This window comes from Paraburkholderia phytofirmans PsJN (assembly GCF_000020125.1).
Lineage (GTDB): Bacteria > Pseudomonadota > Gammaproteobacteria > Burkholderiales > Burkholderiaceae > Paraburkholderia > Paraburkholderia phytofirmans.
The window spans coordinates 2,483,905-2,507,513 of the sequence record NC_010676.1 but is presented as its reverse complement, the minus strand read 5'-3'; the positions used below and the strand labels follow the sequence as shown (position 1 = coordinate 2,507,513).

Below are 23,609 nucleotides of genomic sequence, written 5' to 3'. Positions count from 1 at the left end.
GGTTCGCCGCCGGCCTGCGTTACGATGCTCTGCGCGAACCTTGTTTGCTGATTCGATACTCCGTGGGCGTGGTGAGCAGGTGCTTGCGAAACAGCTTCGCGAGCCTCCCGCCACTGCCGATGCCGCAGCGACGCGCGATCTTGTCGACGGGCAGGCTTGTTTTGGCGAGAAGGCGGCAGCTCATGTCGAGACGCACATAGAGCAGATATTCCGACGGAGTCACACCCATTTCGCTCTTGAAGCGCCGCAGGAAATTCCGTTCGCTCATTGCCGCGATCTGTGCGGCGTCGTCGATCGATATCGGGCGTGCGCCGTTGGCCTCGAGCCATTGCGCGGACGCCTGGATCTTATCGCTGATATGCGATGCCGTTTTGCTACGCAGGATGGTGCTGAATTGCGTTTCGCCTTGAGGCGCAACCCAATCGGCGACCTGCTGCGCGACTTCCGGTCCAAGATCGTCGCCAACGATGCGCAAGGCGGTTCGCAGCGGGCTGGGCGAGTCCACAAGAGATCGGGAAGGGAATGCGTTTCGTGCGTGACGGTCGTTCTCGATGCGCGCACTGTAGGCATTCGAGAAACCCGCCGCTTCGAGCATCAGGCGTCCCTCGGCGATTGCATGGACCATGCCGCTTTTCGGAAAAGCCTGCCGAAGCCATACGATCAGACGATCGTCAAGGAACGCGTTCGTTGCGCCGGTGCCGCCTGCAATGAAAAGCGCGCGGAAGTTGTCCCCGTTCCCGCGCGATTCGACGCTGTCGGTCCACACGAACACCGAAGAAGAACTCGCAATACGCCCGCCGGATGCCGACAATAGCGAGACCTCATAGCGAGTTCGACGGGGTTCGCCTGTGTCGCTCAGGGCATTCGCCGATTGGAATATCTCAATGATGGAAGCCACATCGGGTAGAGCAAATCCATTGAACAATGCAATACCGATATGGTTTACGCTGGCGGTCTGTGGCAAAGCGGGTGCTTGAAGTGCATTCTTATGCTTCACGTTGCAAAGAAACTCCATCGTACTTCCCCGGAAATGAGTGACTTGCCGGCTGTCTCTAAGCCGCCTTTAATTGTTTGATCGAATGCTACATAACGTTGTTGCGCTGCATTAATGACTGGCTGAATTTGCCAAGGTGTTGGCCAGAATTGCCAAGTTGCGATGTCTTTCCATGGCAGGGGAATTACCCGTTGGATAATTGGCTGGTTTAATTCGAAAGCGCGGGCGGGTCTGAAGTGGGAATGGAGTACAGTTCTATTAGGCTTGCGGAGACGGAGTATCGCGCAAAGAACCGGGAAGGCTTAAGTTTTATTGTGAATTGAGTTGTCTATTGTGGGCGTGATAAGGAACACGACTAATGAAGAAGAATATTGATCGTCAACATTCAATATATAGTGATCCTATGCGACGGTATGAGATAGCGTCAACGTAACAGTCAGGGAACCCGCCTTGTCGTATTCGAAGAGTCGAGACTTCACTTTAAATACATCATCGAATCCCAGTTCCTCGACCTTCATGACTACATTGTCGCCAACAAGGGGGAGATGGCATGCGAACCTTTTCCCAGTAGTACGGTACGTACCAAAGCCACCCGTATACTCGTACACGTAAGTCACTTTCTCATCCATGTGTGCTCCGTTCGGGAGTTTTCGTATGAATCGAGGACGTGGAAGCATGCGCCTCGCGAGACGCATGCGCTTAGTTAGACGTGCGACTCGAACCTGATACAGCGGAAAAAAAGAACCTGCCGCCCGAAGGAGCGGCAGGCGGGAAAATCGAGGGGGTTGGGGTTGACTGAGAGAGGCGCCCCTCGAAAGGCCGACGCCAGTGTATTCGTTCGAAGCAGACTCAAGACGCGAGAGGCGGATTGCGTCATGTTGTTGACTGAACATGACATAAGAAGGGCTCAGCGCGACACGATCGTCCAGGTATCCTGGGCCTGTATGGACTCGGGTGGCCGTGTTTGTATTCCGGCGGTAGAGATGTACCGCCGGGTTCTGACTTACGCTTCGACTTGAGTCGCGTAGTCGGCTTCGATCAGAACACCTGGATCGAACTCGCGCCGTTGATCCCGTACCTGTGCGTTTGGTTTCTGCTGTGCCACATGGTTGCGCGTTCGATAGTCCGTCGGCGTCGTCTCCAGATATTTTCTGAACAACTTCGACAACTGGCCGCCGCTGCCGATGCCGCAGCGGCGCGCGATCTTGTCGACGGGCAGCCGCGATTCCACCAGCATCCGGCAACTCATATTCAGGCGTGCGCGAAGCAGATAGTCGGAGGGCGTCATGCCGATCTCGCTCTTGAAGCGGCGCAGGAAGTTGCGCTCGCTCATCGCTGCGACCTGGGCCGCGTCGTCGATCGAGACGGGCCGGTCGACGTTCGCTTCCAGCCAGCGTGCCGACGCGAGGATCTTATCGCTGATCTGGGGCGCCACGGCGGGCGTGATCGACGAGCTGAAAGGCGTTCTGGTTTGCGGCGCGATCGATTCGGCAACCCGCTGCGCGAGATCGGCACCGAGATCCTCTTCGACGATACGCAGCGCGGTCGATACGGCGCCCGGCGCTTCTGTCAACCGCGCCGGATGCAAGCCGGGTGCTTCGTTGTCTCCATAGAGAAGCGGGCAGTAGCGGCTGGGCAGCCCGGCGGCCTGAAGCAGCAGTTGGCCTTCCGCGATCGGATGCACGATCTCGCTGAACGGATGCCTGCGGCGAAGCCACTCGCTCAATCGCTCATCGCGGCATGCCTGCTGCACGCCGGCGCCGCCTGCAATGAACAACAGGTGTGGCTCGTTGGTGCCTCGATGCGACTGGACGTCGTCGGTCCAGACAAAGACCGATGACGAACTGGCGATGCGTCCGCCCGCGGCGGAAAGCAGCGAGACGTCGTAACGTGCGCGGCCCGAGCGCGGTGCGGCGACTAGCGAGTTAGCCCTCTGGAAAATCTCGATGAGTGCGGCGACCGTAGGCAAGGCGAATCCGTTGAACAGCGCAATGTCGATGCGAGTCAGAGCGTTCGTTTGCATCGGCGCGGCACTGTGCGGCGAACTGCGCTGCAGAGTATGTCCCAAATCCATTTATTTTTCCCCGGAAATGTGTGGTCTACAGAGACTTCTCCCCAAGACTCCGTCTTTTTTATTAGAGCATGCTATACGTGTAATTCTCTTGTCAGTATTTCATGGCTGAATTCACCAACACATTGGCTGTTGCGGACGTCGAACGGCGAGATGGCGAGCAGCGCTTGCTGAGCGCCGGATTTTATCCGTGATTGCGTAAGATTAAGAAAGAATTATCGTATTTCGCAACAGACAGGGCGGCATGCATAGTGCATTCCTTTATCGTTTTATGTCATTATTGGGCTAATTGTGCTCAATAACAGTGCGTTGTTCATTGGCGTTGAAATAGTTTGTGGTGAATGCATGTCACTCTGATTGGTCAAAAGTGGTGCATTTGCTGCACCGCGCACGGTATTGCCGCCTACCCCCACGGCCGATGCAGAGAGAACATGTGCCTCGGGTCGGTGGGAAGCGGCCCCAACAATGTGCTCCTTTCGGACTTAAGTTTTCCGATAAGCGCCGCAATACGGTGCGGCGCAGCGGAAGAGGTAGAATTTCGCCCGACGTTCAGGATGCGCGAATTTCAAGTGCGTGCTCACACGCATCGCCGTTCATCTGGAACGCAGGGCAGGCGCCTTGTCCCGCCTCGTCGGGCACGGCGAACGTTTGAACTCCGTGATGCGCCATGTTCGGTTTTCGATTACCGCGCTGGCATCGTGCAAAGCGGAGGGCAGTGGTTAAAATTTTTTAGCAAACGATTGCGCATGAGGCTAAATAAGCTCGCTATGCGACCGTTAACGGGTTCATGCATAAACAAGACATTCAGACAATCGTATCCGCAGCTCGCGAAACGGCCGATTCCATCGTCGGTGCGCGCGAATGGAAGACGGCGGAAGATGCCAGCGCAATGCGCGACGTGATCTTCTGGGACATGGTTGCGAAGCGATTGCCTGACACCAACCTCGCCGATCTATTGTCGGTACTGGATTAGTCGGCTCAGTCGACACGGTTCATCTTGCCGCGCGGCATGCTATTGCGCGTGCGATTGGCGAGCGCTTCCAACCTCCGTCCATGGACGTCCAAAGCGTCGACACGGCTACTCATCCCCAAACCCGAGCAGGGAAAAGATCTTGACGACTGACCCTTGCTTCGGCTGGCGCTCGCCCTGTTGTTGGATGAAGACTTGCATCGCGCGTGCCATCTCCTGATCTGACAGCTTGCGATAGGCGCAGATGTTGTAGGTGACGCCGTGCTGCGAGTCTTTGATGAAATTATTTACGTTCGGTATCTGCATGCTTTCCTCGAAAGCGTCACGCGGTTTTCCGCTGGAACTGTGGTCGTCTTCGACTCACAGGTGAGGACAGCAATCGCAATCGTGGATGAACCTTGGCGGCGGCATGCATCGGCCTGATCCTCTTAGGTCACGAGCGACTATTGCCTGAATTCGAGCGGCCCACAAAAAAAGAGCCTGCCGCCCGAGGGAGCGGCAGGCTGAAAGATCGAGGGGTGGGGTTCGCTTGAGAGAAGCGCCCCCTCGAAAGACCGAAGCCAAGTCTAGTCGCTCGAAAGAGGCCGTGGGCGCATGCGGCGGATGAGGTCACGTTCTTGACGGAACAGGACACGAAAAAGGGCCGATCCCGGGCGAACGGACACGCCGCTGAACGTCACCGCCCAGATCCATTCCACCCCGGCGCCCGGGCCCGACCCGCCGCCCAACATTCCCATTGGCAACACGCCAGACGGGACTTTTTTCATGAATCGTGGTGGACGCGTTAATGTACCAGCGCCGCGAGGCCGCGTATCTGGCGTCCCAGATACTCGCGTGCCATGGCGCAAAACGTACTTCTACCCACCGCGTTAATTTATTCATGGATTCTTTATGCTTATTAAAGACGTAGCCGTCAGCTTGCCCTCCAGGATCGTTACGAACGAAGAAGTGATCGATATGATTCGATTCCATTCCAAGGATTACGAGGGCGACATCGACCGGGGGATGCGCACCATCAAGACCTTGCTCGACAGAAGCGGACTGGTCAACCGGCGCTGGTGTGAAAGCCACGAGTCGCCTATCGATCACGTCGCCATGGCGACGCGCAAGGCGTTATCGGAAACGTATCTGAAGCCGGAACATATCGAGCTGTTTATTTACGTCGGTATTGGACGAGGGTTTCTTGAGCCCGGCAACAGCCACATGATGGCCAGCACGCTAGGCTTCGTGAACGCCGAGTGTTTCGACGTGGTCGACGCCTGCATGAGCTGGACCCGGGCCATGGCGATCATCGACAGCCTTTTCAAGTCGGGTCAGTACAGAAACGCTATGATTGTGAACGCCGAGTTCAATATGCTTGCGGGCGGCCCACTCTATCCGGGGAATTTCGCGTTGAAGAGCCAGGCTCAAATCGAATATACGTTGCCGTCGTTTACGATTGGCGAGGCGGCGACCGCTACCTTGCTCGTCGCCAAAGAGCCGGATAACTTCACCTTTGCGTTCCGCGCGAAGCCGGCAGTGTCGGACCTGTGCACCATTCCAATCCCCGGCTACGAAGGGTATTGCCACCCGACCGAACGGATCGGCAAGAACGGCGACATGCGTTTCACATCATTCGGCCATGAGCTTCACAAGAATTCGGACGAACTGTCCGCGGTATTGACTAAACTGCCAGTTCCCAAGAAAGACATCGACATCGTCTTCACCCACGCATCCTCCAAGGCTGCGTGGCAGGGTTACGGCGCCAAGGTAGGGATCGACGACAAGATGTATCACATCTATCCGGAGACGGGAAACCTCGTCTCGGCTTCGATTCCGGCGGCCATTTCACTGGCGAAAGACGGCGGGCGGTTGAAGAGAGGCGACAGAGTGCTGTGCTGGGTCGGCAGCGCCGGCATGTCGTTCAACGTCAGCAGCTTCAGATTCTGAGGCTGGATAAGTCAAGATAAAGCACGACATGAGAGCCATTTCAACGAGCATCCGTTACCTCAACCGACTGGTTTATGACTCGGCCAAGGTGTCGGACTACAGCGTGCTGGCTGTTGGCGTAATCGGTACGATCGGACATCCGCTGTACTGGGCGTGGTGGACGTATATCGACCCTCAACCCAACGAAAGCCTGCTGATGCGCGCTTTCGGTACAGCCGCCTGTGCGCTGCTGCTATTGCGCCGTTTCTGGCCCGCTCCGGTCGTGCGCTTCCTGCCGTGGTACTACTTCGTAACGGTAGCTTATACGCTACCGTTCTTTTTCACTTACTACCTGATCGCCGGTCACTATTCGATGCTCTGGTCGATGGCCGAGCTGGGCATGGTGTTTTTCCTCATCGCCATCTTTCCGTCGGTCGTTGCGTTAGCACTCAATCTGATTCTGGGGATGGGTCTTGCCGTTTTATGCGCCAGGGTCGTCATTCCGCAATCCCTCCACGTGGACGGACAGTTATTTCTCTACACGTATCTGCCGGTTTTTACATTCGCTATTTTCGCCGGCCTTACGTTCAGTTACAGCAACCTCAAGGGCATCGTCGCGCAGGCAAAAAACGTGGCATTTCGTGCGCTCGCCGGTTCGATCGCTCATGAAATGCGCAATCCTCTCAGCCAGCTGAGGCACGTGCTGGATCGCATGGAAGAGGCGCTGCCCGCGGTGACGGACGCCAACCCGTCGCCGGCCATGTCGCATGACAGGGCGGCGTTGCTTTACCGGCATCTCGCCCACGGCCAATTGTCGATTGACCGGGGCCTGCGCATCATCGCCATGACGCTCGATGAAGTCAGCGCGAAACCCATCCGCGCGGATCATTTCACCTATCTGAGCGCGGCGGCCACCACGCGTAAAGCGCTGGACGAATACGGTTTCGGCGATCAGAAGGAGCGCGCCAAAGTCCGGCTCGCGGTGCTGGAAGACTTCATCTTTAAGGTCGACGAGACCGTCTATCTGTTCACGCTGTTCAATCTGATCAAGAACGCGCTGCATCACATCGCCGCGCATCCTCTGGCAACGCTGACATTGACCATCGACCGCCAGACGGTGCTGGTTCACGATACCGGCCCCGGCATCGCGGCCGACCTCCTGCCGCATCTGTTCGAGCCGTTCCGTACCGCGGGCAATTCGGCGGGGACGGGGCTCGGCCTTGCCTATTGCCAGCGCGCCATGCGGGCGTTCGGCGGCACGATTGCCTGTCGCTCGGAAGTCGGAAAATTTACGCAGTTCACGCTGCAATTCCCCGCCGTTTCCAGCCGCGAGGTGGCGGAGCATGAGCAGAAGGTTTTCGAGCGGGCCACGCCTTTTTTCGCCGGCAAACGCATTCTGATCGTGGACGACGATGCCGCCCAGCGGGCGCGAAGCCGCCGCGCGTTGTCGAAGGTCGGCGCCGAGGTGAGCGAGGCGGAAAACGGCGAGGCGGCATTGAGGTTGCTTCGACAGTCGACGCCGCACGACCTCGTGCTAATGGACATCAATATGCCGGTCATGGACGGCTACACCGCCGCCGAGACGATCCGCGCCGACCATCAACACCCGAACCGGAACGTGCTGATCGCCGCCTTCACGACGGAGCCGGTCAATGTGACGCGGGTACTCGCCCGGCGTGCCGGCATGGACGACATGATCAGCAAATCCGTCAGCCCGGTGGAATTGATCACCGCGCTCAAGACGCTCTTCGAAAGCGGCAATCGGCACGATCACAGCCATCCATTCGACGGATTCGCCGGCAAAACGATACTGGTCGCGGACGACGACACCTACAGCAGGCGGATTGCCAAAGGTTATCTGGAACGATGCGGCGCGCGCGTCGTCGAGGCCGAGCATGGGCCGGCCGTGCTGGCGAGGCTGGAGGAGGACGCCGCCGTCGATGCCATCGTGATGGACATGAACATGCCCGGAATGGGCGGCGTGGAAACGACTGCGTTGATCCGCGCGCGTGCCGACGCATATTCCCGGATCCCCGTCGTTGCATTGACCGGCCAATCCGACATGAAAGCCGTGCAGGCATGTCTCGCCGCGGGCATGAACGAGGTCATGATCAAGCCCGTGCAGATCGGCGCCCTCTATGCGTCTCTTGCAAGACAGTTTGCCCAGCAACGTGTGTCGCATGCGCCGGTCAGGGCGGAACCGGCACAGACACCCGCCGTGCAAGCCGGCAAGCCGGAGCCGATCAAGGAAGGCCCGTTGCTCGACGAGAAACACCTCGAGGAACTGGTGGCGCTCGATTTGCTGGATCAGACGTTCCTCAACGGCATCGAACAGATTCGCTCGACCGTGGCGCAACTCGCCGCAAGCGTGGCGGCCCGGGACCTCGAATCGACGCATGGCGCCTTGCACGTGCTGCTTGGCATCAGCGGCAATATCGGCGCAAAGGCGTTGCATCAGTTCGTGCGGCAAATCTATCCGCGCGTGGTGGAAGGGGAATGGCCCGCGGAAGCCGACTGGCTGGCGCGAATCTGCTCGTTGAGCGACCATTCGGCCCCCGCGCTGCAGACCTTTTTCGCTTCAGCCAAAGCGCGTGGCGATCACGGGGACGCTGTGAGTGATTGATGGGCGGTGGAGGGCAGCGATCCGGTCTGGTTTCGGGCCCGCAAGTTCCTGACGATCCGAGCGCAAAAGCCGCGGAGAATTCGTGGACGGCGGCGTGACCGCCACGCTGTAGTCCGCCGTCGAGGCATCGCGCGGCGAGACTATCTCGCGGCCGGTCCCGTCGATTGCCGGAGCTGAAACAACGCATGCACCTCGTGCCCGTGCAGCGGACGCTTGCCGTCGAGCGTGTCGAGCAGATACTGCGCGGCTAGCTGTCCGATCTCGTAGGTGTCGACGCGCATCGTGGTCAACGCGGGGCGGATTTCCTGCGCCATTTCCAGATCGTCGAATCCGGTGACGGACAGTTCGCCCGGAATCGCAATGCCCAGCTCCTCGGCCTCGCGCAACACGCCCAGCGCGATATGGTCGTTGCCGCAGATGATCGCGGTGGGGCGCTCGCCCGACGCTTGCCAGATCGTGCGCAGACTGCGCCGCCCGAATCCCATCGTCGATTCGCCTTCAAACATATGCTCCGGCCGCACCGCGAGGCCGTGACGTTCGAGTGTCGCGCGAATGCCCGCGACGCGTGCCTGCACGCGATCGTTGTCGCGCGTCGGCTGGATGCAAACCGCGAACGCGCGGTGCCCGAGGCCGATCAGATGTTCGGTAATCTCCGCATAGGCCGCATGATTGTCGAACCCGATGCAGGTGTGCGGACTGTCCTTGCGATACGCGTATGTCACCGCATACGGCACGCGGTAGAGCCGCAATGCATCGAATAGTTCGGCCGGATGAGCCTCGCCTACCACGGCCATTGCTTCCACGCCGCGCGCCAGCATTGCGCGCACCTGCGTGAGCGCCTGCGCGGGGTCGTAATTCGAGCAGCCAAGCACCAGCGTGATGCCGCGCGCCGCGAACGCCGCCTGCATGCCGCTTACCTGCGAAGCAAACACGCGATCATCCAGAGTCGGAATGATGATGCCGGCAATGTGGCTGCGCGTGGAGGCGAGGGCGCGGCCCGCCGCATTCGGAAACCAGTTGAGTGTGAGCGCGGCGTGCTCGACGCGCTCACGCACGTTCGCGGAGACCTTGTCCGGCTCGTTGTAGACCCGCGAGACGGTCGCCGTGGAGACACCCGCGAGCTTGGCCACATCGGAAAGCACGCTGCGGCCCGTGCTGCGGCGAGCGCGGTTCGTCTGGGTGCGGGCGGCGGCCGGTGGGTCGAGAGAGTCGGGCATCAGGTTGGTGAGCGCAAAGTGAATCGGGGAACGCCCGCCATCTTACCGCCGTGAACGCGCGTGACGGCTTCAGCGGATGTACCTGTAATCCGGAAATCCTCCACCCCGTCCAACGGCTAGCGAACCGAGCGGTTCGCACCGAGTGCCGCGATACGGCTGCGAAAATGCTCGGTGCCGACGACGATCTTATCGAGCACCGCGTCGAGGGCCCAGAAACGTTCACGCACGTCGTAGTCGATCACGCGGCAGCGAATGGAGTCGAACGTGCCGATCCGTTGGTGGTAGATCTTCGCGAACGCCGGATAGCCAAGCGACTCGGAGACCGCGGCGAGCACCAGAAACGTAGCGAGTTCTTCTGCCAGGGCCGGGTCTTGCGCCGCATCGTTGCGTAGCCACTTGTAGAGATCCGGATGGAAGTTCGTGAACACGCCGTTGAAGCCGGCGGAACCCGCCTTCATCGCGTCCCACGCAATGGCCGCGTTGGCGTTCAGGATTTTCAGCGGCGAGCCTTCGGCGAGCGCGACGCGCCGTTTGACCGTAGCGAGATCGCAGCTCACGTCTTTCAGCATGATGAAGCGGCCGGTGTCGATGCACAGCTTCAATTCGTCGTCGGAGAGAAGGCGGCGGTAGGGCGCGGGGCATTCGTACAGACCGAGCGGAACGTCGGACGGCAGGCGCGCGAGCAGTTGCCGGAGATTCGCCGCGAACGTCTGCGTGCCTTGCTGTTTCGGGTCGAGCCGGTTCGTCACCAGCACGATGCCTTGTGCGCCGGTGGCGGCGGCGACGTTGAGTTCTTCGGCCTGCGCGTCGGGGTCGTCGCTGATATGGCCGGAGACGACGACCGGAATGCGGCCCGCCACCTTGTCGACGACGAAGCGTCCCAGCGCGCCACGCTCGGCGAGCGTCAGGAACTGCATTTCACTCGACTGCGCGACGGCGAAGAGCGCGTCCGATCCATGCGCGATATACCACTCGATCAGGCGTTCGAGTCCGGCGTAATCGATGGCGCCGGCGTCGTCGAACGGCGTCAGCATCACCGGCACGATGCCTTCGATCGACGTGGCGAATTGCTTGGAAGTGGTCATGCTCGTGATCTCCCGGAAAGGGTTCGTTGAGTCTGGGCGGTGCGCGCGTTTCACGCGGGCGCTCGCACGGGTTCGGTTGGGGTGGACGGGTCTTCGATCGGCTTGCGCACCAGCAGGAGGTAGCTCATCGCGCCGATAAACGCGATGCCCGCGGCCGTCAGCAGCGCGGGGACGAACGACCAGCTCTGCGCGATATAGCCCGTCAGGATCGGGGCGAGCGCGCCGCCCAGAAAACCGCCGAAGTTCTGAATCGCGCCGAGCGAGCCGACGCGGTTCGGCGGCGCGGCGGCAGTGGCGAGCGCCCATGAACTCGCGGATGCGGCATTCGCCAGAAAGATCACCACCGAGATGCACACGATCGCGATCGTGTTGCTTTCGACGAGCGCTGCGGGAATCGTGAACGCGACCATGCCGAGCATCGCGATCACCACCGCATTGCGGCGGCTCGCGACCGGGCTCGTGCTGCGGCTCGTGATGAGATCGGAGAACCAGCCGGCCGTCAGCGAGCCCAGAAAGCCGCAGAAGAACGGTATCGATGCCGCGACGCCCGTGTGCATCAGGCTCATGTGGCGTTCCATCGTCAGATAGCCAGGCAGCCACGTGAGGTACACCCAGTTCAGATACACCGAGCCGAAGAAACCGATCAGCATGCCCCACGTGGTGCCGTGCGAAAACAGCGAGCGCCATTCGGCAAAGGTGACCGTGGGGGCCGGCTTGCGGTCCGCGTCGTCGCCTTCGAGATAGTGCCGTTCGGCTTCGGTCATGGTGGCCTTGACGGGGTCGCGGTACACCGCGAGCCACACGAGCGCCACGACGAGACCGACCACGCCGGTCACGATGAAGGCCCAGCGCCAGTGAAACTGCACCACGAGAACCGACAGACACAGCGGTGCGAGCGCCGTGCCGAGCGGCGACGCCGAGTTGAAAATGCCGGTCGGCTTGCCGCGCGCGCGCAGCGGAAACCAGTTGCTGACCACCCGGGCCGCCGACGGAAACTGCGGCGCCTCGCCGATGCCGAGCACGATCCGCGCGAGGATGAACCAGCCGAAGGTCGAGACGAATCCGCCCGACGCCTGCGCGAGCGACCACACGATCAGGCCGATGCCGAGCAGCTTGCGCGGCCCGATGCGGTCGACGAGACCGCCCACCGGCAACTGGAAGAGCGCGTAACTCCACGAGAACGCGGAAAGCAGCAGCCCCATTTCTCCAAGCGACAGGCCGAGATCGTGACGGATCAGCGGATTGGCAACTGCGAGCGTGCCGCGGTCCAGATAGTTGACGATGCCGCTCACCATCAGCAGCGTGAGCGCCACGATCTGGGCGCGGCGGATTCTCGGTGGCGCCTGCTCGAGGCTCGGTGTTGCGCTCATGATCGTTGTCTCCGAATGTTTCGTTCTGTCACCGATGTTAGCGCTTACATTTAACGGCACTTTGCGCGAATCATGGGGTTTTTACTAGCAGTTTTGCTTTACATATCCAAATGATAGCGCTTACATTCTGTGCCTTTCTTCGAAGAGATTGCAAGCGATAGCGATGCCTTGAAGGGTAAACCCCGGTGATTAGCGACGAATGCCACGTTGTTGAAAGCGAAGCGTCGGCTGAGCGCTCCTTCGCCTGGCGCCAGACCGAATATTTAGCCGGCGCTTTCCGGCTATGCTTATCGAATAAGTTGTCTGCCTTGCCCACGATACAGGCGGACGGGGCCGTTTATCGACGACGACACGCAACTTCTCACCCGACACGCGCGGAATTCAATGAAAGAGATCAGCGGTGACCCACGCAAGGCACCGGCAGCCGCGACCCGGCAGGATGATGGGCGCCTCGAGCTCCCCGCGGCCGAGCCAGATACGCTCATGCACCTGAAGAGCTGCGCGCTCGCCCTGGTCAGCGATGCTGCCTATCTGATCGACCAGAATGCATGCTTCATCTACGTCAACGAGGCGGCCTGCCGCTCGCTCGGATACAGTCAGGCGCAGTTGCTGCGAATGCGCGTGATGGATGTCGATCCCGAGTGGAACTTTGAACGGTGGCGCGACGTCTGGAAAGAGCTGCGCGAGAACGGCTCGATGATGATCGAGTCGAGGCAGCGCCGCGAGGACGGCACGACCTTGCCGGTGGAAATTAGCGTGAGCTATTTCGAGTACGAGGGCCAACCGTATAACCTCGCGCTCGTGCGCGATATTACGGAGCGCAAGCGCACCGAGCAGCTCCTGATCGCGCAACTGGAACTCGAGGCGCAATTCCGCCGCCTCGCGGAAAGCACGCCCGATATCATTTGCCGCTATGACCTCGACTGCCGGCTGGTTTATGCCAACTCCGGACTGGCCGCGATACTGCGCCGACCCCTGCACGAAATGCTCGGTGCGACGCCGACCGAACACACCGCCGATCCCCAGTTCGTCGCCTATCAGAATGCGCTGGCGGCCACGCTCGAAACGGGCGCGGAACGCACGCACGAACTCACGTTGCGCGACGGCGGGGATGACGTGAGCTATCACCACGTTCGCATTCTCGCGGAGCGCGGGCTGCATGACGAGATCACGAGCGTGCTGGCGCTGGGGCGCGACATCACCGAACGCAAGAAGGCGGAAGAGCGTTTGCATGCGAGCGGGCAGGCATTCCGGGCGCTGGTCGAGCATTCACCGGACTACATTGCGCGCTTCGACCGCGAGTGCCGGCGCATCTACGCCAATCCGGCGCTGCGCGCGATCCTGCCGCCGGTGGCTGACGAAGCCATGGGCACGGAAAGCGTGGACGAGTCGCCAGTGGTCGATGTGCCGAGGTATAGGGACCAGCTCCAGCGCGTCGTCGAGACGGGCACGGAGCGCATGGACGAAGTGCGGTTCCGTAACGCCAACGGCGAGGTGCGCTGGGGGCACATGCGGATGGTGCCGGAGTTTGCCGCCGACGGCCAGGTCGCCACCGTGCTCGCCATCTGCCGCGACATCGACGAACTCAAGCGCAGTGAGCAACTGTTTCGCACGCTGACCGAAAACGCGCCGGAGATGATCGTTCGCTACGACCGCAACTGTCGCTATAGCTACGTCAATCCGCGGTTCGAACAGGTCAACGGGATGCGCGCAGCGGACGCCATCGATAAAGCGCCTGCCGAGCTATCGGACAGTGTAATGCCCGAGTTGCGGATGATCACCGCCACGCTGGAGCAGGTGATGGCAAGCGGTATCGGCGCGAAGGTGGACCTCACGTCGGAGAAGAACGGCAAACCAGTGGGCTGGCACGTTAGCGCGGTACCCGAGCACGGCGCGAACGGCGATATACGCGGTGCGCTGACGATCTGGACCGACATCACCGAGCGGATGGAAGTCGAACTCCGTTTGCGCGAATCGTATGCGCTGTTGCAGGAGTTGACGTCGTTGCGCGAAACCGCGCGTGAGGAAGAGCGCAAGCGCATTGCCCGCGAGATGCACGACGAACTGGGCCAGCAACTGACGGCGCTGCGGCTTGGTGTATCGGCCATGCGGATCGAGTTCGCGCAGGACGATCCGGCGCTCGCCGGACGATTCCGGGACCTGCTGGCGCTTGCGGACGACACCATGCAGGTGGTCCGCAATGTGGTTGCATCGCTGCGTCCCGCCGCAATCGATGCCGGCATCGTCGCCGCGCTGGAGTGGCTGGCCGCCGAATTCTCGCGCGACGGCCGGGTGGCCTGCCATCTACGGATTCCTGACGATAATCTGGTGCTCGACGAGGCGCGGGCAATCGCACTGTTTCGCATCGTGCAGGAGGCGCTAACGAATGTCGCGCGTCACGCTGCGGCGACCCAGGTCACGATTTCGCTCGAACAGACCGGACGCTGCTGGGTCCTCGAAATCAGCGACGACGGCTGCGGCTTCGATTCGATGGCGGCGCGGATGAAGTCGTTCGGGCTGGTGGGCATGAGGGAACGCGTACTGATGTTGGGCGGCGAGATTTCGGTGTGCAGCGCGCCGGGCAGCGGCACGTCGATCACCGTGTGCATACCGGTCGACGACGCTTCATAGCAGTCGGGAACCTGCTTGAACCTTCAAGGCGACTTCCGCAAATGGGCGACAATCGCGTTGATCTGCATATCGAAGCGTTCGAACCATGTGCGCGCCGTTTCCAGTTGCGCGTCGAGTTCCTCAAAGTGGGACTGATGCGCTTCGGCGGCGCGCTCGGCGGCGGCGAACGCTTCAGGAGTCGCCTGCAAGCGAAACGCAAGCGCGGCGAGCGACTCGATCTCGCCGCGGTTGCTTTGACTTTGATGCATGAGTTCGGTCAGCAGCGCTTTCAACATCTGCAACTGATTGTGCCAGTCGCTTTCCGCGCGATGCAGCGCCTCGATGAGCGGACCTGCATCGTCCGCGAGTGAGATGTCGGCCGCGGTGGACGTGCCCTGCCGCACGTGATCCAGCACCGCGAGGCAGCCCTCGGCGCGCTCGACTAGTTGCTTCGCTTTGTCATGCGCCTGGGCCATGCGCGTCTTGAGCGCCGTGGCGCGATCGCACAGCCGCGCCTGTAGGACGAACGTCTGCGGCTTCACCTGTCGATGTCCATGTGTAGGGTTCGTGAGTGGCGATGAATGATCCCGCTTGCATTTGAAACGACGTCGCGCCGGGGGATTGGCGCCGCCTTTCCATGTAAACGGCGGCGCCCAATGCAGCTTGATGTCAGGATTTCCTGATTTTGGCCCAGGCATTGCCCGTTTTGCCAACGGAGGAAAGCCGCCGCCGGCGGCCTCAGCTCATCCAGTACTCGTCTGGAATCCTCCGGTCCGCTTCGGAAAGGAAGGGGTTGTCGAGCGTGAAGATCAACCGGGATGCGATATCCGCGCGCGCGAGCGCATCCTGAATGTAATGATGGGTGTTGAACAGCCTCATATATGCGCCATTGCGATACGCGGCGACGAGCCCCGCTTCAATGGTCTGTGCCAGTGCTTCATGGCCCGCTGCCACATAGAAAATGAAATCCGATCGGTACTTCAGCAGCAGGCGGTTCTCGACCACGAGATCAGGCTCCAACTGCCGGCGTCCGTCGAGTTCGGCAAATGCTTCCACCACGCCGCGCGGAAAAAAGTCGACGCGACCGCCTTGGGTCATCTCGAACATCGTGTCATAGGTCGAGGTCTGGACGTTCAGGCCGGCTGCTCTCAGGATTTTCGTATCGATCCAGCCGAGCCCCTGACCGCACATGAACGCTTTGAGATCGGAGAAGCGCGCCACCTTGTCGAAATCGGCTTGCCGTTCTTTCCGGATGATGAACACCCGGTGGCCAATCAGCCCACGGTGTATCGGAATCCGCACGACGTTCCGGCCGCGCTCGGCTTGCGCCTCCATGCTCGTCCAGTGCAGATTGATCATATTGTCGGCGCCGGCCAGTTCGGCAAGCGCGCGGCCGCGTTCCATTTCGATGTCGGCCGATCGCAACGTGTACGAGGCGTTGGCCGTTTTCATGGCCAGATCCAGCACGGCGAGCGCAAACGCGACTTGCACGTCGCGCGTAGGCCGGATGCGAGGATAGACGATCTCGAAGTGGACGGGAGGGTCGGCAGGGGCGGCACGCGCGTGAAGCGTGCTGCCCACCGCACTCAGCGCGGCCAGAACAAAGCGCCTGCGATGCATGGATAGTTTCCCGAAACAGCAGTAAGGCGCTCAAACCGGCGCTTGTCCGCACAGGTTCTCGCCCGATCGGTGTTTTATCGTGCCACGTCTTGCCAGTGCTGACAAACCGTGTAATCCCTTTGTCAGGACCATTCAGGATTTCCTGACGGCATATTCAGCAGATCGGAAGTGCATTTTTCCGGGCTTCCTGACTGTGTGACGCAAGCGGCCTCCCTACGATGGACTATCGAAATCGTCTATATCAGCGGACCCGTTATGAACGGTCATTCAGAAAGCCGCGAAGTCGCGGTCGAATCCCTCAACACCGCGTGCGAGCGCCTGTTCGACATCTGGTGTGAAAGCCGAAGCGTCATACCGCTCAGCTATCTGTTGCACTGCTGGCCGTTGCCGGATTGGGGATACGCGTCAGTGAAAAAATTGTCGGACGGATTGCGCGAACTGAGGATATCGAACCCCGACGCGCTCGGCGGCCGCGTGCGGCCGATCCTCGGCGAGCTGACGTCATGCATCGATGAGATTCTGCTGTATCCGCGAATCTGCCTGCCGCGCGCGATCAACGAGTCTCCGCCTATCGAGCCGAGCCTGTACGTCATGTAGATTCACGTCGGATGCGCCGGAACGCGTTCATCCGGAATGAGCGCCGGCACAGTCCAGGAAATAAGAGTGACTGGCTGGCCGGGGAAGGCAAACGTTAAATCGCCACCCTGCCGATGCGGCGACCGATTGGTCTGAGCCGCCCGGCGGCAACGAGTGCAGAATAGACGAAACAAGAACCGTAGCACTCGCGGGGATGTATGAAGCACAACCTGTTCGACGCATGGTGGAGTTTGATCGGCAGCTTCAGGAGCAGCCTTGTATCGCGGCTTCTCGTGACCGTGCTGCTGGTCAGTTGCGTCGTCACCGTGTTGTTGACCGGATTGCAGCTTTACGGCGACTACTACCGGGGCGTGGAGCAGATTGAAAATCGCCTGACGGACATCGACCGCAGCAATCGCGACAGTCTCGCGGAGGCGCTCTGGCGCCTCGACGGTTCGCAACTGCGACTTGAGTTGAACGGCATTCTGCGTCTTGCCGACATTCGTGCCGTGGAAATTCGCGAGACAGGCAAAGAGGGGCAATCGGCCTATGTGAGTGCCGGGCGGCGCTCGGCCGGTCCCGTCATCGCCCGCGAATTCCCGCTCTCCTACAGCGTGCAGGGCAAGGAGCGCGAGATCGGCAAGCTCTACGTCGAGGCGACGCTGCTCGACCTTTATCATGACCTGACGCGTACCGCGGTGATGATCCTCGTCACTCAGGCCGCCAACACCTTTCTGATCTCGCTGTTCATCGTCTACATTCTGTCCCGTCTCGTGATGCGGCATGTCGCCGCCATCGCGCGCACGGTGGAGAGCTACGATTTCCGTGAACCGCCCCGGCCGTTCAGTCTCCAGCGGTGCAAACGGCGCGAGCCGGACGAACTGGATCGCGTGGCGGCCGCATTCAATGCGATGGGCGCGCGGCTGTACTGCGCGTACCGCGACGAGCAGGACACGGCGGCCGAACGCGAAGCACGCAATCTGGCGGAAGCGGCCAACCGGGCCAAAGGCGAATTCCTGGCGAACATGAGTCATGAGCTGCGCACGCCGCTCAATGGCATTCTCGGCTACGCCCAGATCCTCGAACGCGATGCCGCATTGAGCGAGCGGCAGCGCGAACGCGCGTCGTCCATCCGCCATAGTGGCGAACATCTGCTGACACTGATCGAAGACACGCTCGATTTCGCGAGGATCGAAGCGGGCAAGCTGCGTGTGGAAATCGGCGACGTGCCGCTGGCGGGGTTCGTCGATGTCATTCGCGACATCATCGACGTGAAAGCGGAGCAGAAGCGCCTCGACTTCATCTGCGAAATCACTGGGGATGCCCCCGTCGGCGTGCGTGCCGATGAGCGGCGCCTGCGGCAGGTCATGCTCAACCTGCTTGCCAACGCCGTGAAGTTCACCGATTCGGGTTGCGTCACCCTGCATATCTCGAGGTCCGAGTCGAACCGCGTTCGTTTCGAAGTGCGCGACACGGGGATCGGCATTGGTCACGATCAGTTGAATACGATCTTCGAGCCGTTCGAGCAGCTGGGCGCGGCCGAGCGGCGAGCCGGCGGGGCGGGTCTCGGTCTGGCCATCAGCCGCGAATTCGTGCGTGCGATGGGTGGCGAGATCGAGGTGGAAAGCCGGATCGGGCAGGGCAGTACTTTCCGCTTCGAACTGCCGGCAGCGAGCGTGACGCCCGTGTTGCGCAAGACGGCGGTCCCGGCGCCGCTGTCGTCCACGGCGACGGGCTATGAAGGGCCGCGCAGGAAGGTGCTGGTTGTCGACGATGTCGAGATCAATCGCGCGATCGTCGTGGATCTGCTGGGGCGTCTCGGCTTCGATACCGTCGAGGCGGAAAACGGTCGCGAGGCATTGGAGAAGGCGCAGCGCGAACGGCCGGCGCTGATTCTCACGGACATCGTGATGCCCGAGATGAACGGCTTCGACCTGACGCGTAACCTGCGTCGATCGCAAGCGTTCGCCGATGTTCCCATCGTGGCCATGTCCGCCAGCCCATCCGGGGTCAACCGGGCGATGAGCATCGAGGCGGGCGCCAATGCCTTTCTGTCCAAACCGGTCGACCTCGAAGCGCTGCTGACACAGATTGCTACGTTGCTCGGGCTGAAGTGGACCCATGCGTCGCCGCCCCCATTCACTCGCGCGGCGACTCCCGAAATCGGTCTTGCGGCCGTGCCTCGGCAACAGATGGAAGAACTGCATCATCTTGCCCGCCTTGGCGACATGCATGAGATTATCGTCTGGGCCGAGAGCGTGGCGGCGGGCGATTCACGTTATCGCTCGTTCACCACGCAACTCTGCGCGCTCGCTCGCGACTACCAGTCGAAAGCCATTCTCCATCTGGTTGAGCGACATCTGAATGTCGAGCCCAAGCCATGAACGAGCCAAATGTGGAGGCCAGCGTGGAGGCCGGCGAACGGCCGACCATCCTGATTGCGGATGACACGCCGGCGAATTTCGGCGTGGTCGTGGAGAGCCTGACGGACCGCGGCTTTCGGGTACTCGTTGCGCTCGACGGCGAAGAGGCGCTCGAACGCGCGCTGTTTTCCCAGCCGGACCTGATCCTGCTCGACGTGAAAATGCCTGGCATCGACGGCTTCGAGACCTGCCGGCGACTCAAGGCCGACGCGCGCACGCGCGATATCACGGTGATCTTCATGACGTCGCTGACGGGCGCGGAAGACATGGTGGAGGGTTTCTCGGCCGGCGGCGTCGATTACGTGGCCAAGCCTGTGCGCGTCAACGAAATGATGGCGCGCATCGAAACGCATCTCGCCTTGCGCGTGATGCACAGGCAGCTCATCGTGCAGAACCGCCTGCTTCTTAAAGAGGTCGCGGTGCGCCAGCAGGCCGAGACGGAACTGTCGAGCGCGCGCGATGCGCTGGAACAGCAGGTCGAGCAGCGCACGCGGCAACTCGCGGAGTCGAACACGCGGCTGTCCGCCCAGATCGACGAGCGCCGCCGTGCGGAAGCGAACTTGCAGGCGAGCGAAGCGCGCTTTCGCACGATTGTCGAAACCAGCCCGATCCCGCTGTGCATCACGTCGATGCCCGAAGGCGTCATCCTGTACGTGAATGAGCCACTGCGAGAGCTATTCGGTCTCGATACCGGCATGCGCACGCTGACCAACATTGTCGACTTCTATATCGACCCCGCCGATCGTGACCGGCTCGTATCGCATCTGCGCGCCGAGGGCAGTTTCAACAATAGCGAAGTCCACATGCGGCGCGTGGACGGTTCGCCGTTCTGGGCCATAGCGACCGCGCGCGTGGCGACTTTCGGCGATGCTCCGGCGATCTACGTGGGTCTCAGCGACATCACATCGCGCAAGCGCATCGAGCAGGAGCTGTTCGAATCGCGCAATCAGTTGCGCGAGTTGTCCGCGTATATGGAGGCGATTCGCGAGGAAGAGCGCAAGCGCATCGCCATGGAGATTCACGATGAACTCGGCCAGTTGCTGACCGCGTTGAAGATGGACGTATCGCTGCTGAAGATGCGCCTCGGCAAGGATCCGGACGCGATGCGCAAAGCCGACGACATGCGCGAACTCGTCGAAAAGACGATCTGGATGGTCTGCAATGTCGCGAACCATCTGCGGCCGGTGGCGCTGAACTTTGGGGTCGTGTCCGCATTGGAGTGGCTCGTGGAGGACTTCATTCGACGCCACGGCATTCCTTGCCAGTTGCATATCAACGGAGGCGAACCGGTGCTGCCGGAAGCTTGTGCCACCGCCGTGTTTCGTATTGTTCAGGCTTCGCTCACCAATGTCGGGCGCCACGCGCATGCCACGCGGGCTGACGTGACGCTGACCAGCACGGCGGCGGCGCTCGACCTTCACGTGAGCGACGACGGCTGTGGTTTCGATCCCGGCATGGCGCGCACGGGTTATTCCTATGGACTGCTCGGCATGCAGGAGCGCGCGCGCCTGATCGGCGGCGCGATGACAATTGACAGTGCGCAGGGCATGGGCACCGCTATTTCCATTCACATTCCGCTTACAGGCGGGGCAGAAAATGATCGACGTCCTGATTGCTGACGACCACGCCGTGGTGCGTGGCGGCCTGAAACAGATTATCGCGACGACCACGGATATCGTCGTCGCCGCCGAAGCCGCGCAAGGTTCGGAAGTGCTCGACCGGCTGCGCGCGAGGCGCTTCGACCTCGTGCTGCTGGACATGACCATGCCCGGCATCAGCGGAGTCGATCTGATCCGGCGCGTACGCGCCGAGCAGCCTCCCTTGCCGATTCTCGTGCTCAGTATCCACAACGAGGCGCAAGTCGTGTCGCGCGCGCTGCGCGCCGGCGCGACTGGTTACGTAACGAAAGACAGCGACCCGGACGTGCTGCTCGCGGCGATCCGTAAATTGGCGGGAGGCGGGCGATTCATCGACCCCAAACTGGTCGACGCCATGGTCTTCGAAACGCATTCCGGCGATGCGCCGCCGCATGAGGTGTTATCCGACCGTGAATTTCAGGTATTACAGATGCTGGCGGCCGGTCAAAGCATCAACGAGATTGCCGAATCGTGTTCGCTCAGCGCCAAGACCATCAGCACCCACAAGATGCGTCTCATGCAAAAGCTCGGCCTCAACAACAACGCCGAGCTGATCCGGTATGCGGTCAGGCACGGTCTGGTGACGGAGTGAAAGGGTGACGGAGCCTTTAGGGATATCCTGAGGCTCGAAGCAGCATTTCCCGAATCAACAATCCGGCGCTGCTGACTGATGAATCCTCGCCGTTGTTCCACGATTGTCAAATGGGAACCTGAAGTGCGGGGGCAGATGTGAATGCGACGAAAAGCTCACTACGCGGACTGCGCGAGAAATTATTGGCAACGGCAGGCACGCTGCCGGTCCGCGTGCTTACGCTGCATGGTTCGCCGGACGGTCGGACTTGCCGGGTATGCGTCGAAATCAGGCGTCCGGACGGTCCGATCCTGCTGTTCTTCTTCCGGCACGACGACGGTACCTGGCACGTATTCCCGCCGGCAAAGAACCTGTGCAGAATGAGCTTTGAGCCGCTCGTGGGTTGATATGAACGACGCCGGACAAAGGAGATTATCGATGAACGCAGACAACCTTGGGACGCTGTCGGGCCACGAAACCGAATTGCGCGCGTGGTTGAGCGATTGGTACGACCACGCGTTCGCGACCGGCTTCATCCGGCCGCCTTTCATACTCGACGACGCGACCGCTTTGAGGCTGGAAGGTTACTTCGACGTGGGCCTGACGCCCGCGGAGGGCGTCAACGCGATTTTCGGCGTGGTGCATTGACGCGGCGGAGGCATCGACGCGCCGGGGCATCCGCCGCGTCGATGCGCTGCTCACCCCGAGCGCGTCTTTTGCTGCCGGACGCCGCTGTTCAGTTCGGCGGCGCCGCCGTCTTCACCGCTTTTTTCGTCGATCCACCGCCGCGCCCATTCGAGCGCGTATTGCCGTGCCGTCTCGCGGTTCTTGAAGCTCGGACCGATCAGCCCTGAGCGCGCAACTCGCCGATCATCGCGCACGATCTCGGCCCATCCGCGGAAACGGGCGTTCGCCAGCCGATCGGCGGCGATGTAGATGACGTAGCCGCGCGGGTCGGATTCGGTGAGGCCTTTCGATGCGAGGCCCATCCACGGCGACTCGATTCGATGCACGGAATGGAGGGGTGTCACCGGCGCGCGGGCTTCGACGCGCTCGGGTAAGGCATACGCGGAGTTGGCGGGATTCGGAAGTTCGCGCGCGATATCCTTGAACGTATCCGCCGTTTGGGGCGACTGCCATGTTTCGCGCGGCGCCTGCCACGACGCCTGGTCTCTCCAGAACACCCGGCGACAACCTTCGTCCCGAGTCTGGCGATCGATGCCGCGCGTTAGGGCGTCCCGGCGTTGCAGTGTCAGTTGCGGACCGCACCGAAGCTTGCGGCCGCTGCTCGAAAGGATCTGGTACATCTGCGCGAGAGCGCCGCTCGAACGCCACGCCTCGAAGCGGTGCCGGCACGTCGGCGCCGACGGGTAGTGGCTCGGCAACATGGACCAGGAATCGCCGGTTGTGAGTACCCATAGCACGGCATTCGCCACCACGCGAACCGATGCGCGTGGCCGGCCGCGCTGGCGGTGAACAATCGGGGGATCCGCGAGGACGGGCGCGAGCAGCAGCCACTCTTCGTCACTGATTTCGTTGAAATGCACGCTGTCTTCCTCTACCCATTGCATTGCGCAGGCGCGGCTGTCGCCGCTCGCGCTACCAGCCGCTCGTCAGCCACGTTGGCAGGGATGAAAGGGCCAGCAGATCCTCGACACAATCCGATAGCTCGCAGATTTCCTGAAAGGCGGTGTCGTTAGAGTCGTGCAGATGTTGCCGTCTGATCTCGCGCAACGCGGTTGCGAGACGCCGGAGGGTCTCGGGGTCGCCGTTCATCATCGGCCAGGCTCTTAGCAGATACGTCAGCGGCACGACGCTTCTGGTTTCGCACCACCTGTCGAAGAGGCGTAAGCACGTCGCGTTGACGTGCTCGATCGAGTTTTCTCTTTCAGACAGATACGGAACCATGGCAGCACTCGGATGACGATCGGCAT

The 23,609-nt window shown here is 61.2% G+C and carries 19 protein-coding genes; 9 read left to right on the top strand and 10 right to left on the bottom strand.

What is annotated here, in order from left to right:
• Positions 1 to 19: 19 nt before the first annotated feature.
• Together BPHYT_RS30980 and BPHYT_RS30970 are read right to left on the bottom strand one after the other, a co-directional pair.
• Positions 20 to 1,015 (bottom strand): GlxA family transcriptional regulator, encoded by a 996-nt coding sequence (locus BPHYT_RS30980; protein ID WP_012428086.1) that lies wholly within the window; start codon positions 1,013 to 1,015, stop codon positions 20 to 22.
• A 982-nt stretch (positions 1,016 to 1,997) separates the two neighbouring features.
• Entirely contained in the window at positions 1,998 to 3,068 is a 1,071-nt protein-coding gene (locus tag BPHYT_RS30970; protein ID WP_012428084.1) for a GlxA family transcriptional regulator, read from the bottom strand.
• A gap of 784 nt (positions 3,069 to 3,852) precedes the next feature.
• Between BPHYT_RS30970 and BPHYT_RS30965 the strand changes: the two genes are divergently transcribed.
• Positions 3,853 to 4,038 carry a hypothetical protein gene (locus BPHYT_RS30965; RefSeq protein WP_012428083.1) on the top strand — a complete coding sequence of 62 codons (186 nt, stop codon included), beginning with the start codon at positions 3,853 to 3,855 and terminating at the stop codon, positions 4,036 to 4,038.
• 105 nt (positions 4,039 to 4,143) lie between these two features.
• Here the strand turns inward: BPHYT_RS30965 and BPHYT_RS30960 are convergent, their stop codons facing one another.
• On the bottom strand, positions 4,144 to 4,341 hold the full coding sequence (locus BPHYT_RS30960; protein WP_012428082.1) for a hypothetical protein: 198 nt from the start codon (positions 4,339 to 4,341) through the stop codon (positions 4,144 to 4,146).
• Between the two features lie 585 nt (positions 4,342 to 4,926).
• Here BPHYT_RS30960 and BPHYT_RS30955 point away from each other — a divergent pair.
• Entirely contained in the window at positions 4,927 to 5,964 is a 1,038-nt protein-coding gene (locus BPHYT_RS30955; RefSeq protein ID WP_012428081.1) for a 3-oxoacyl-[acyl-carrier-protein] synthase III C-terminal domain-containing protein, read from the top strand.
• Between the two features lie 28 nt (positions 5,965 to 5,992).
• Positions 5,993 to 8,566, top strand: a complete 2,574-nt coding sequence (locus tag BPHYT_RS30950) for an ATP-binding response regulator (RefSeq protein ID WP_012428080.1) — start codon at positions 5,993 to 5,995, stop codon at positions 8,564 to 8,566.
• Positions 8,567 to 8,706: 140 nt separating this feature from the next.
• Here BPHYT_RS30950 and BPHYT_RS30945 read toward each other — a convergent pair whose 3' ends face one another.
• The 3 genes from BPHYT_RS30945 to BPHYT_RS30935 all read right to left on the bottom strand — a co-directional run bounded on the left by BPHYT_RS30945 (position 8,707) and on the right by BPHYT_RS30935 (position 12,238).
• Positions 8,707 to 9,783, bottom strand: coding sequence for a LacI family DNA-binding transcriptional regulator (locus tag BPHYT_RS30945; protein WP_012428079.1), 1,077 nt, complete (start codon positions 9,781 to 9,783; stop codon positions 8,707 to 8,709).
• Positions 9,784 to 9,899: 116 nt separating this feature from the next.
• Complete coding sequence (locus BPHYT_RS30940) at positions 9,900 to 10,868, bottom strand: dihydrodipicolinate synthase family protein (protein ID WP_012428078.1); 969 nt, start codon at positions 10,866 to 10,868, stop codon at positions 9,900 to 9,902.
• A 50-nt stretch (positions 10,869 to 10,918) separates the two neighbouring features.
• Positions 10,919 to 12,238 (bottom strand): MFS transporter, encoded by a 1,320-nt coding sequence (locus BPHYT_RS30935; RefSeq protein ID WP_012428077.1) that lies wholly within the window; start codon positions 12,236 to 12,238, stop codon positions 10,919 to 10,921.
• A 483-nt stretch (positions 12,239 to 12,721) separates the two neighbouring features.
• Between BPHYT_RS30935 and BPHYT_RS30930 the strand changes: the two genes are divergently transcribed.
• Entirely contained in the window at positions 12,722 to 14,869 is a 2,148-nt protein-coding gene (locus BPHYT_RS30930; protein ID WP_085966761.1) for a sensor histidine kinase, read from the top strand.
• A 23-nt stretch (positions 14,870 to 14,892) separates the two neighbouring features.
• On the opposite strand, the gene BPHYT_RS30925 is transcribed toward BPHYT_RS30930, so the two are convergent.
• The gene (locus BPHYT_RS30925) at positions 14,893 to 15,390 is read right to left on the bottom strand and encodes a hypothetical protein (protein ID WP_012428075.1); all 498 of its coding nucleotides are present in this window, start codon (positions 15,388 to 15,390) and stop codon (positions 14,893 to 14,895) included.
• Between the two features lie 196 nt (positions 15,391 to 15,586).
• Positions 15,587 to 16,468, bottom strand: a complete 882-nt coding sequence (locus tag BPHYT_RS30920) for a hypothetical protein (protein WP_012428074.1) — start codon at positions 16,466 to 16,468, stop codon at positions 15,587 to 15,589.
• A gap of 255 nt (positions 16,469 to 16,723) precedes the next feature.
• On the opposite strand from BPHYT_RS30920, the gene BPHYT_RS30915 reads away from it, so the two are divergent.
• The 5 genes from BPHYT_RS30915 (at position 16,724) to BPHYT_RS30895 (ending at position 22,323) form a co-directional block, all read left to right on the top strand.
• Positions 16,724 to 17,065: a hypothetical protein gene (locus tag BPHYT_RS30915; protein WP_012428073.1), complete on the top strand. Its 342-nt coding sequence runs from the start codon at positions 16,724 to 16,726 to the stop codon at positions 17,063 to 17,065.
• 197 nt (positions 17,066 to 17,262) lie between these two features.
• On the top strand, positions 17,263 to 19,428 hold the full coding sequence (locus BPHYT_RS30910; RefSeq protein ID WP_012428072.1) for an ATP-binding protein: 2,166 nt from the start codon (positions 17,263 to 17,265) through the stop codon (positions 19,426 to 19,428).
• Complete coding sequence (locus BPHYT_RS30905; RefSeq protein ID WP_012428071.1) at positions 19,425 to 21,086, top strand: response regulator; 1,662 nt, start codon at positions 19,425 to 19,427, stop codon at positions 21,084 to 21,086. Before BPHYT_RS30910 ends, BPHYT_RS30905 begins: the two co-directional genes overlap by 4 nt.
• Positions 21,064 to 21,696: a response regulator gene (locus BPHYT_RS30900; RefSeq protein ID WP_012428070.1), complete on the top strand. Its 633-nt coding sequence runs from the start codon at positions 21,064 to 21,066 to the stop codon at positions 21,694 to 21,696. Before BPHYT_RS30905 ends, BPHYT_RS30900 begins: the two co-directional genes overlap by 23 nt.
• Before the next feature lie 417 nt (positions 21,697 to 22,113).
• Complete coding sequence (locus tag BPHYT_RS30895) at positions 22,114 to 22,323, top strand: hypothetical protein (RefSeq protein ID WP_012428068.1); 210 nt, start codon at positions 22,114 to 22,116, stop codon at positions 22,321 to 22,323.
• 50 nt (positions 22,324 to 22,373) lie between these two features.
• Here the strand turns inward: BPHYT_RS30895 and BPHYT_RS30890 are convergent, their stop codons facing one another.
• Both BPHYT_RS30890 and BPHYT_RS30885 read right to left on the bottom strand, forming a co-directional pair.
• Complete coding sequence (locus BPHYT_RS30890) at positions 22,374 to 23,246, bottom strand: transposase (protein ID WP_012428067.1); 873 nt, start codon at positions 23,244 to 23,246, stop codon at positions 22,374 to 22,376.
• Positions 23,247 to 23,274: 28 nt separating this feature from the next.
• Positions 23,275 to 23,583: a death domain-containing protein gene (locus tag BPHYT_RS30885; RefSeq protein ID WP_012428066.1), complete on the bottom strand. Its 309-nt coding sequence runs from the start codon at positions 23,581 to 23,583 to the stop codon at positions 23,275 to 23,277.
• Positions 23,584 to 23,609: the final 26 nt, after the last annotated feature.

Coding starts and splice junctions, on each gene's coding strand:
- BPHYT_RS30905 (WP_012428071.1), top strand. CDS start 19,425: ATGAACGAGCCAAATGTGGAGGCCAGCGTGGAGGCCGGCGAACGGCCG.
- BPHYT_RS30960 (WP_012428082.1), bottom strand. CDS start 4,341: ATGCAGATACCGAACGTAAATAATTTCATCAAAGACTCGCAGCACGGC.
- BPHYT_RS30945 (WP_012428079.1), bottom strand. CDS start 9,783: ATGCCCGACTCTCTCGACCCACCGGCCGCCGCCCGCACCCAGACGAAC.
- BPHYT_RS30910 (WP_012428072.1), top strand. CDS start 17,263: ATGAAGCACAACCTGTTCGACGCATGGTGGAGTTTGATCGGCAGCTTC.
- BPHYT_RS30965 (WP_012428083.1), top strand. CDS start 3,853: ATGCATAAACAAGACATTCAGACAATCGTATCCGCAGCTCGCGAAACG.
- BPHYT_RS30935 (WP_012428077.1), bottom strand. CDS start 12,238: ATGAGCGCAACACCGAGCCTCGAGCAGGCGCCACCGAGAATCCGCCGC.
- BPHYT_RS30900 (WP_012428070.1), top strand. CDS start 21,064: ATGATCGACGTCCTGATTGCTGACGACCACGCCGTGGTGCGTGGCGGC.
- BPHYT_RS30885 (WP_012428066.1), bottom strand. CDS start 23,583: ATGGTTCCGTATCTGTCTGAAAGAGAAAACTCGATCGAGCACGTCAAC.
- BPHYT_RS30890 (WP_012428067.1), bottom strand. CDS start 23,246: ATGCAATGGGTAGAGGAAGACAGCGTGCATTTCAACGAAATCAGTGAC.
- BPHYT_RS30950 (WP_012428080.1), top strand. CDS start 5,993: ATGAGAGCCATTTCAACGAGCATCCGTTACCTCAACCGACTGGTTTAT.
- BPHYT_RS30940 (WP_012428078.1), bottom strand. CDS start 10,868: ATGACCACTTCCAAGCAATTCGCCACGTCGATCGAAGGCATCGTGCCG.
- BPHYT_RS30895 (WP_012428068.1), top strand. CDS start 22,114: ATGAACGCAGACAACCTTGGGACGCTGTCGGGCCACGAAACCGAATTG.
- BPHYT_RS30920 (WP_012428074.1), bottom strand. CDS start 16,468: ATGCATCGCAGGCGCTTTGTTCTGGCCGCGCTGAGTGCGGTGGGCAGC.
- BPHYT_RS30955 (WP_012428081.1), top strand. CDS start 4,927: ATGCTTATTAAAGACGTAGCCGTCAGCTTGCCCTCCAGGATCGTTACG.
- BPHYT_RS30930 (WP_085966761.1), top strand. CDS start 12,722: ATGCACCTGAAGAGCTGCGCGCTCGCCCTGGTCAGCGATGCTGCCTAT.
- BPHYT_RS30915 (WP_012428073.1), top strand. CDS start 16,724: ATGAACGGTCATTCAGAAAGCCGCGAAGTCGCGGTCGAATCCCTCAAC.
- BPHYT_RS30980 (WP_012428086.1), bottom strand. CDS start 1,015: ATGGAGTTTCTTTGCAACGTGAAGCATAAGAATGCACTTCAAGCACCC.
- BPHYT_RS30970 (WP_012428084.1), bottom strand. CDS start 3,068: ATGGATTTGGGACATACTCTGCAGCGCAGTTCGCCGCACAGTGCCGCG.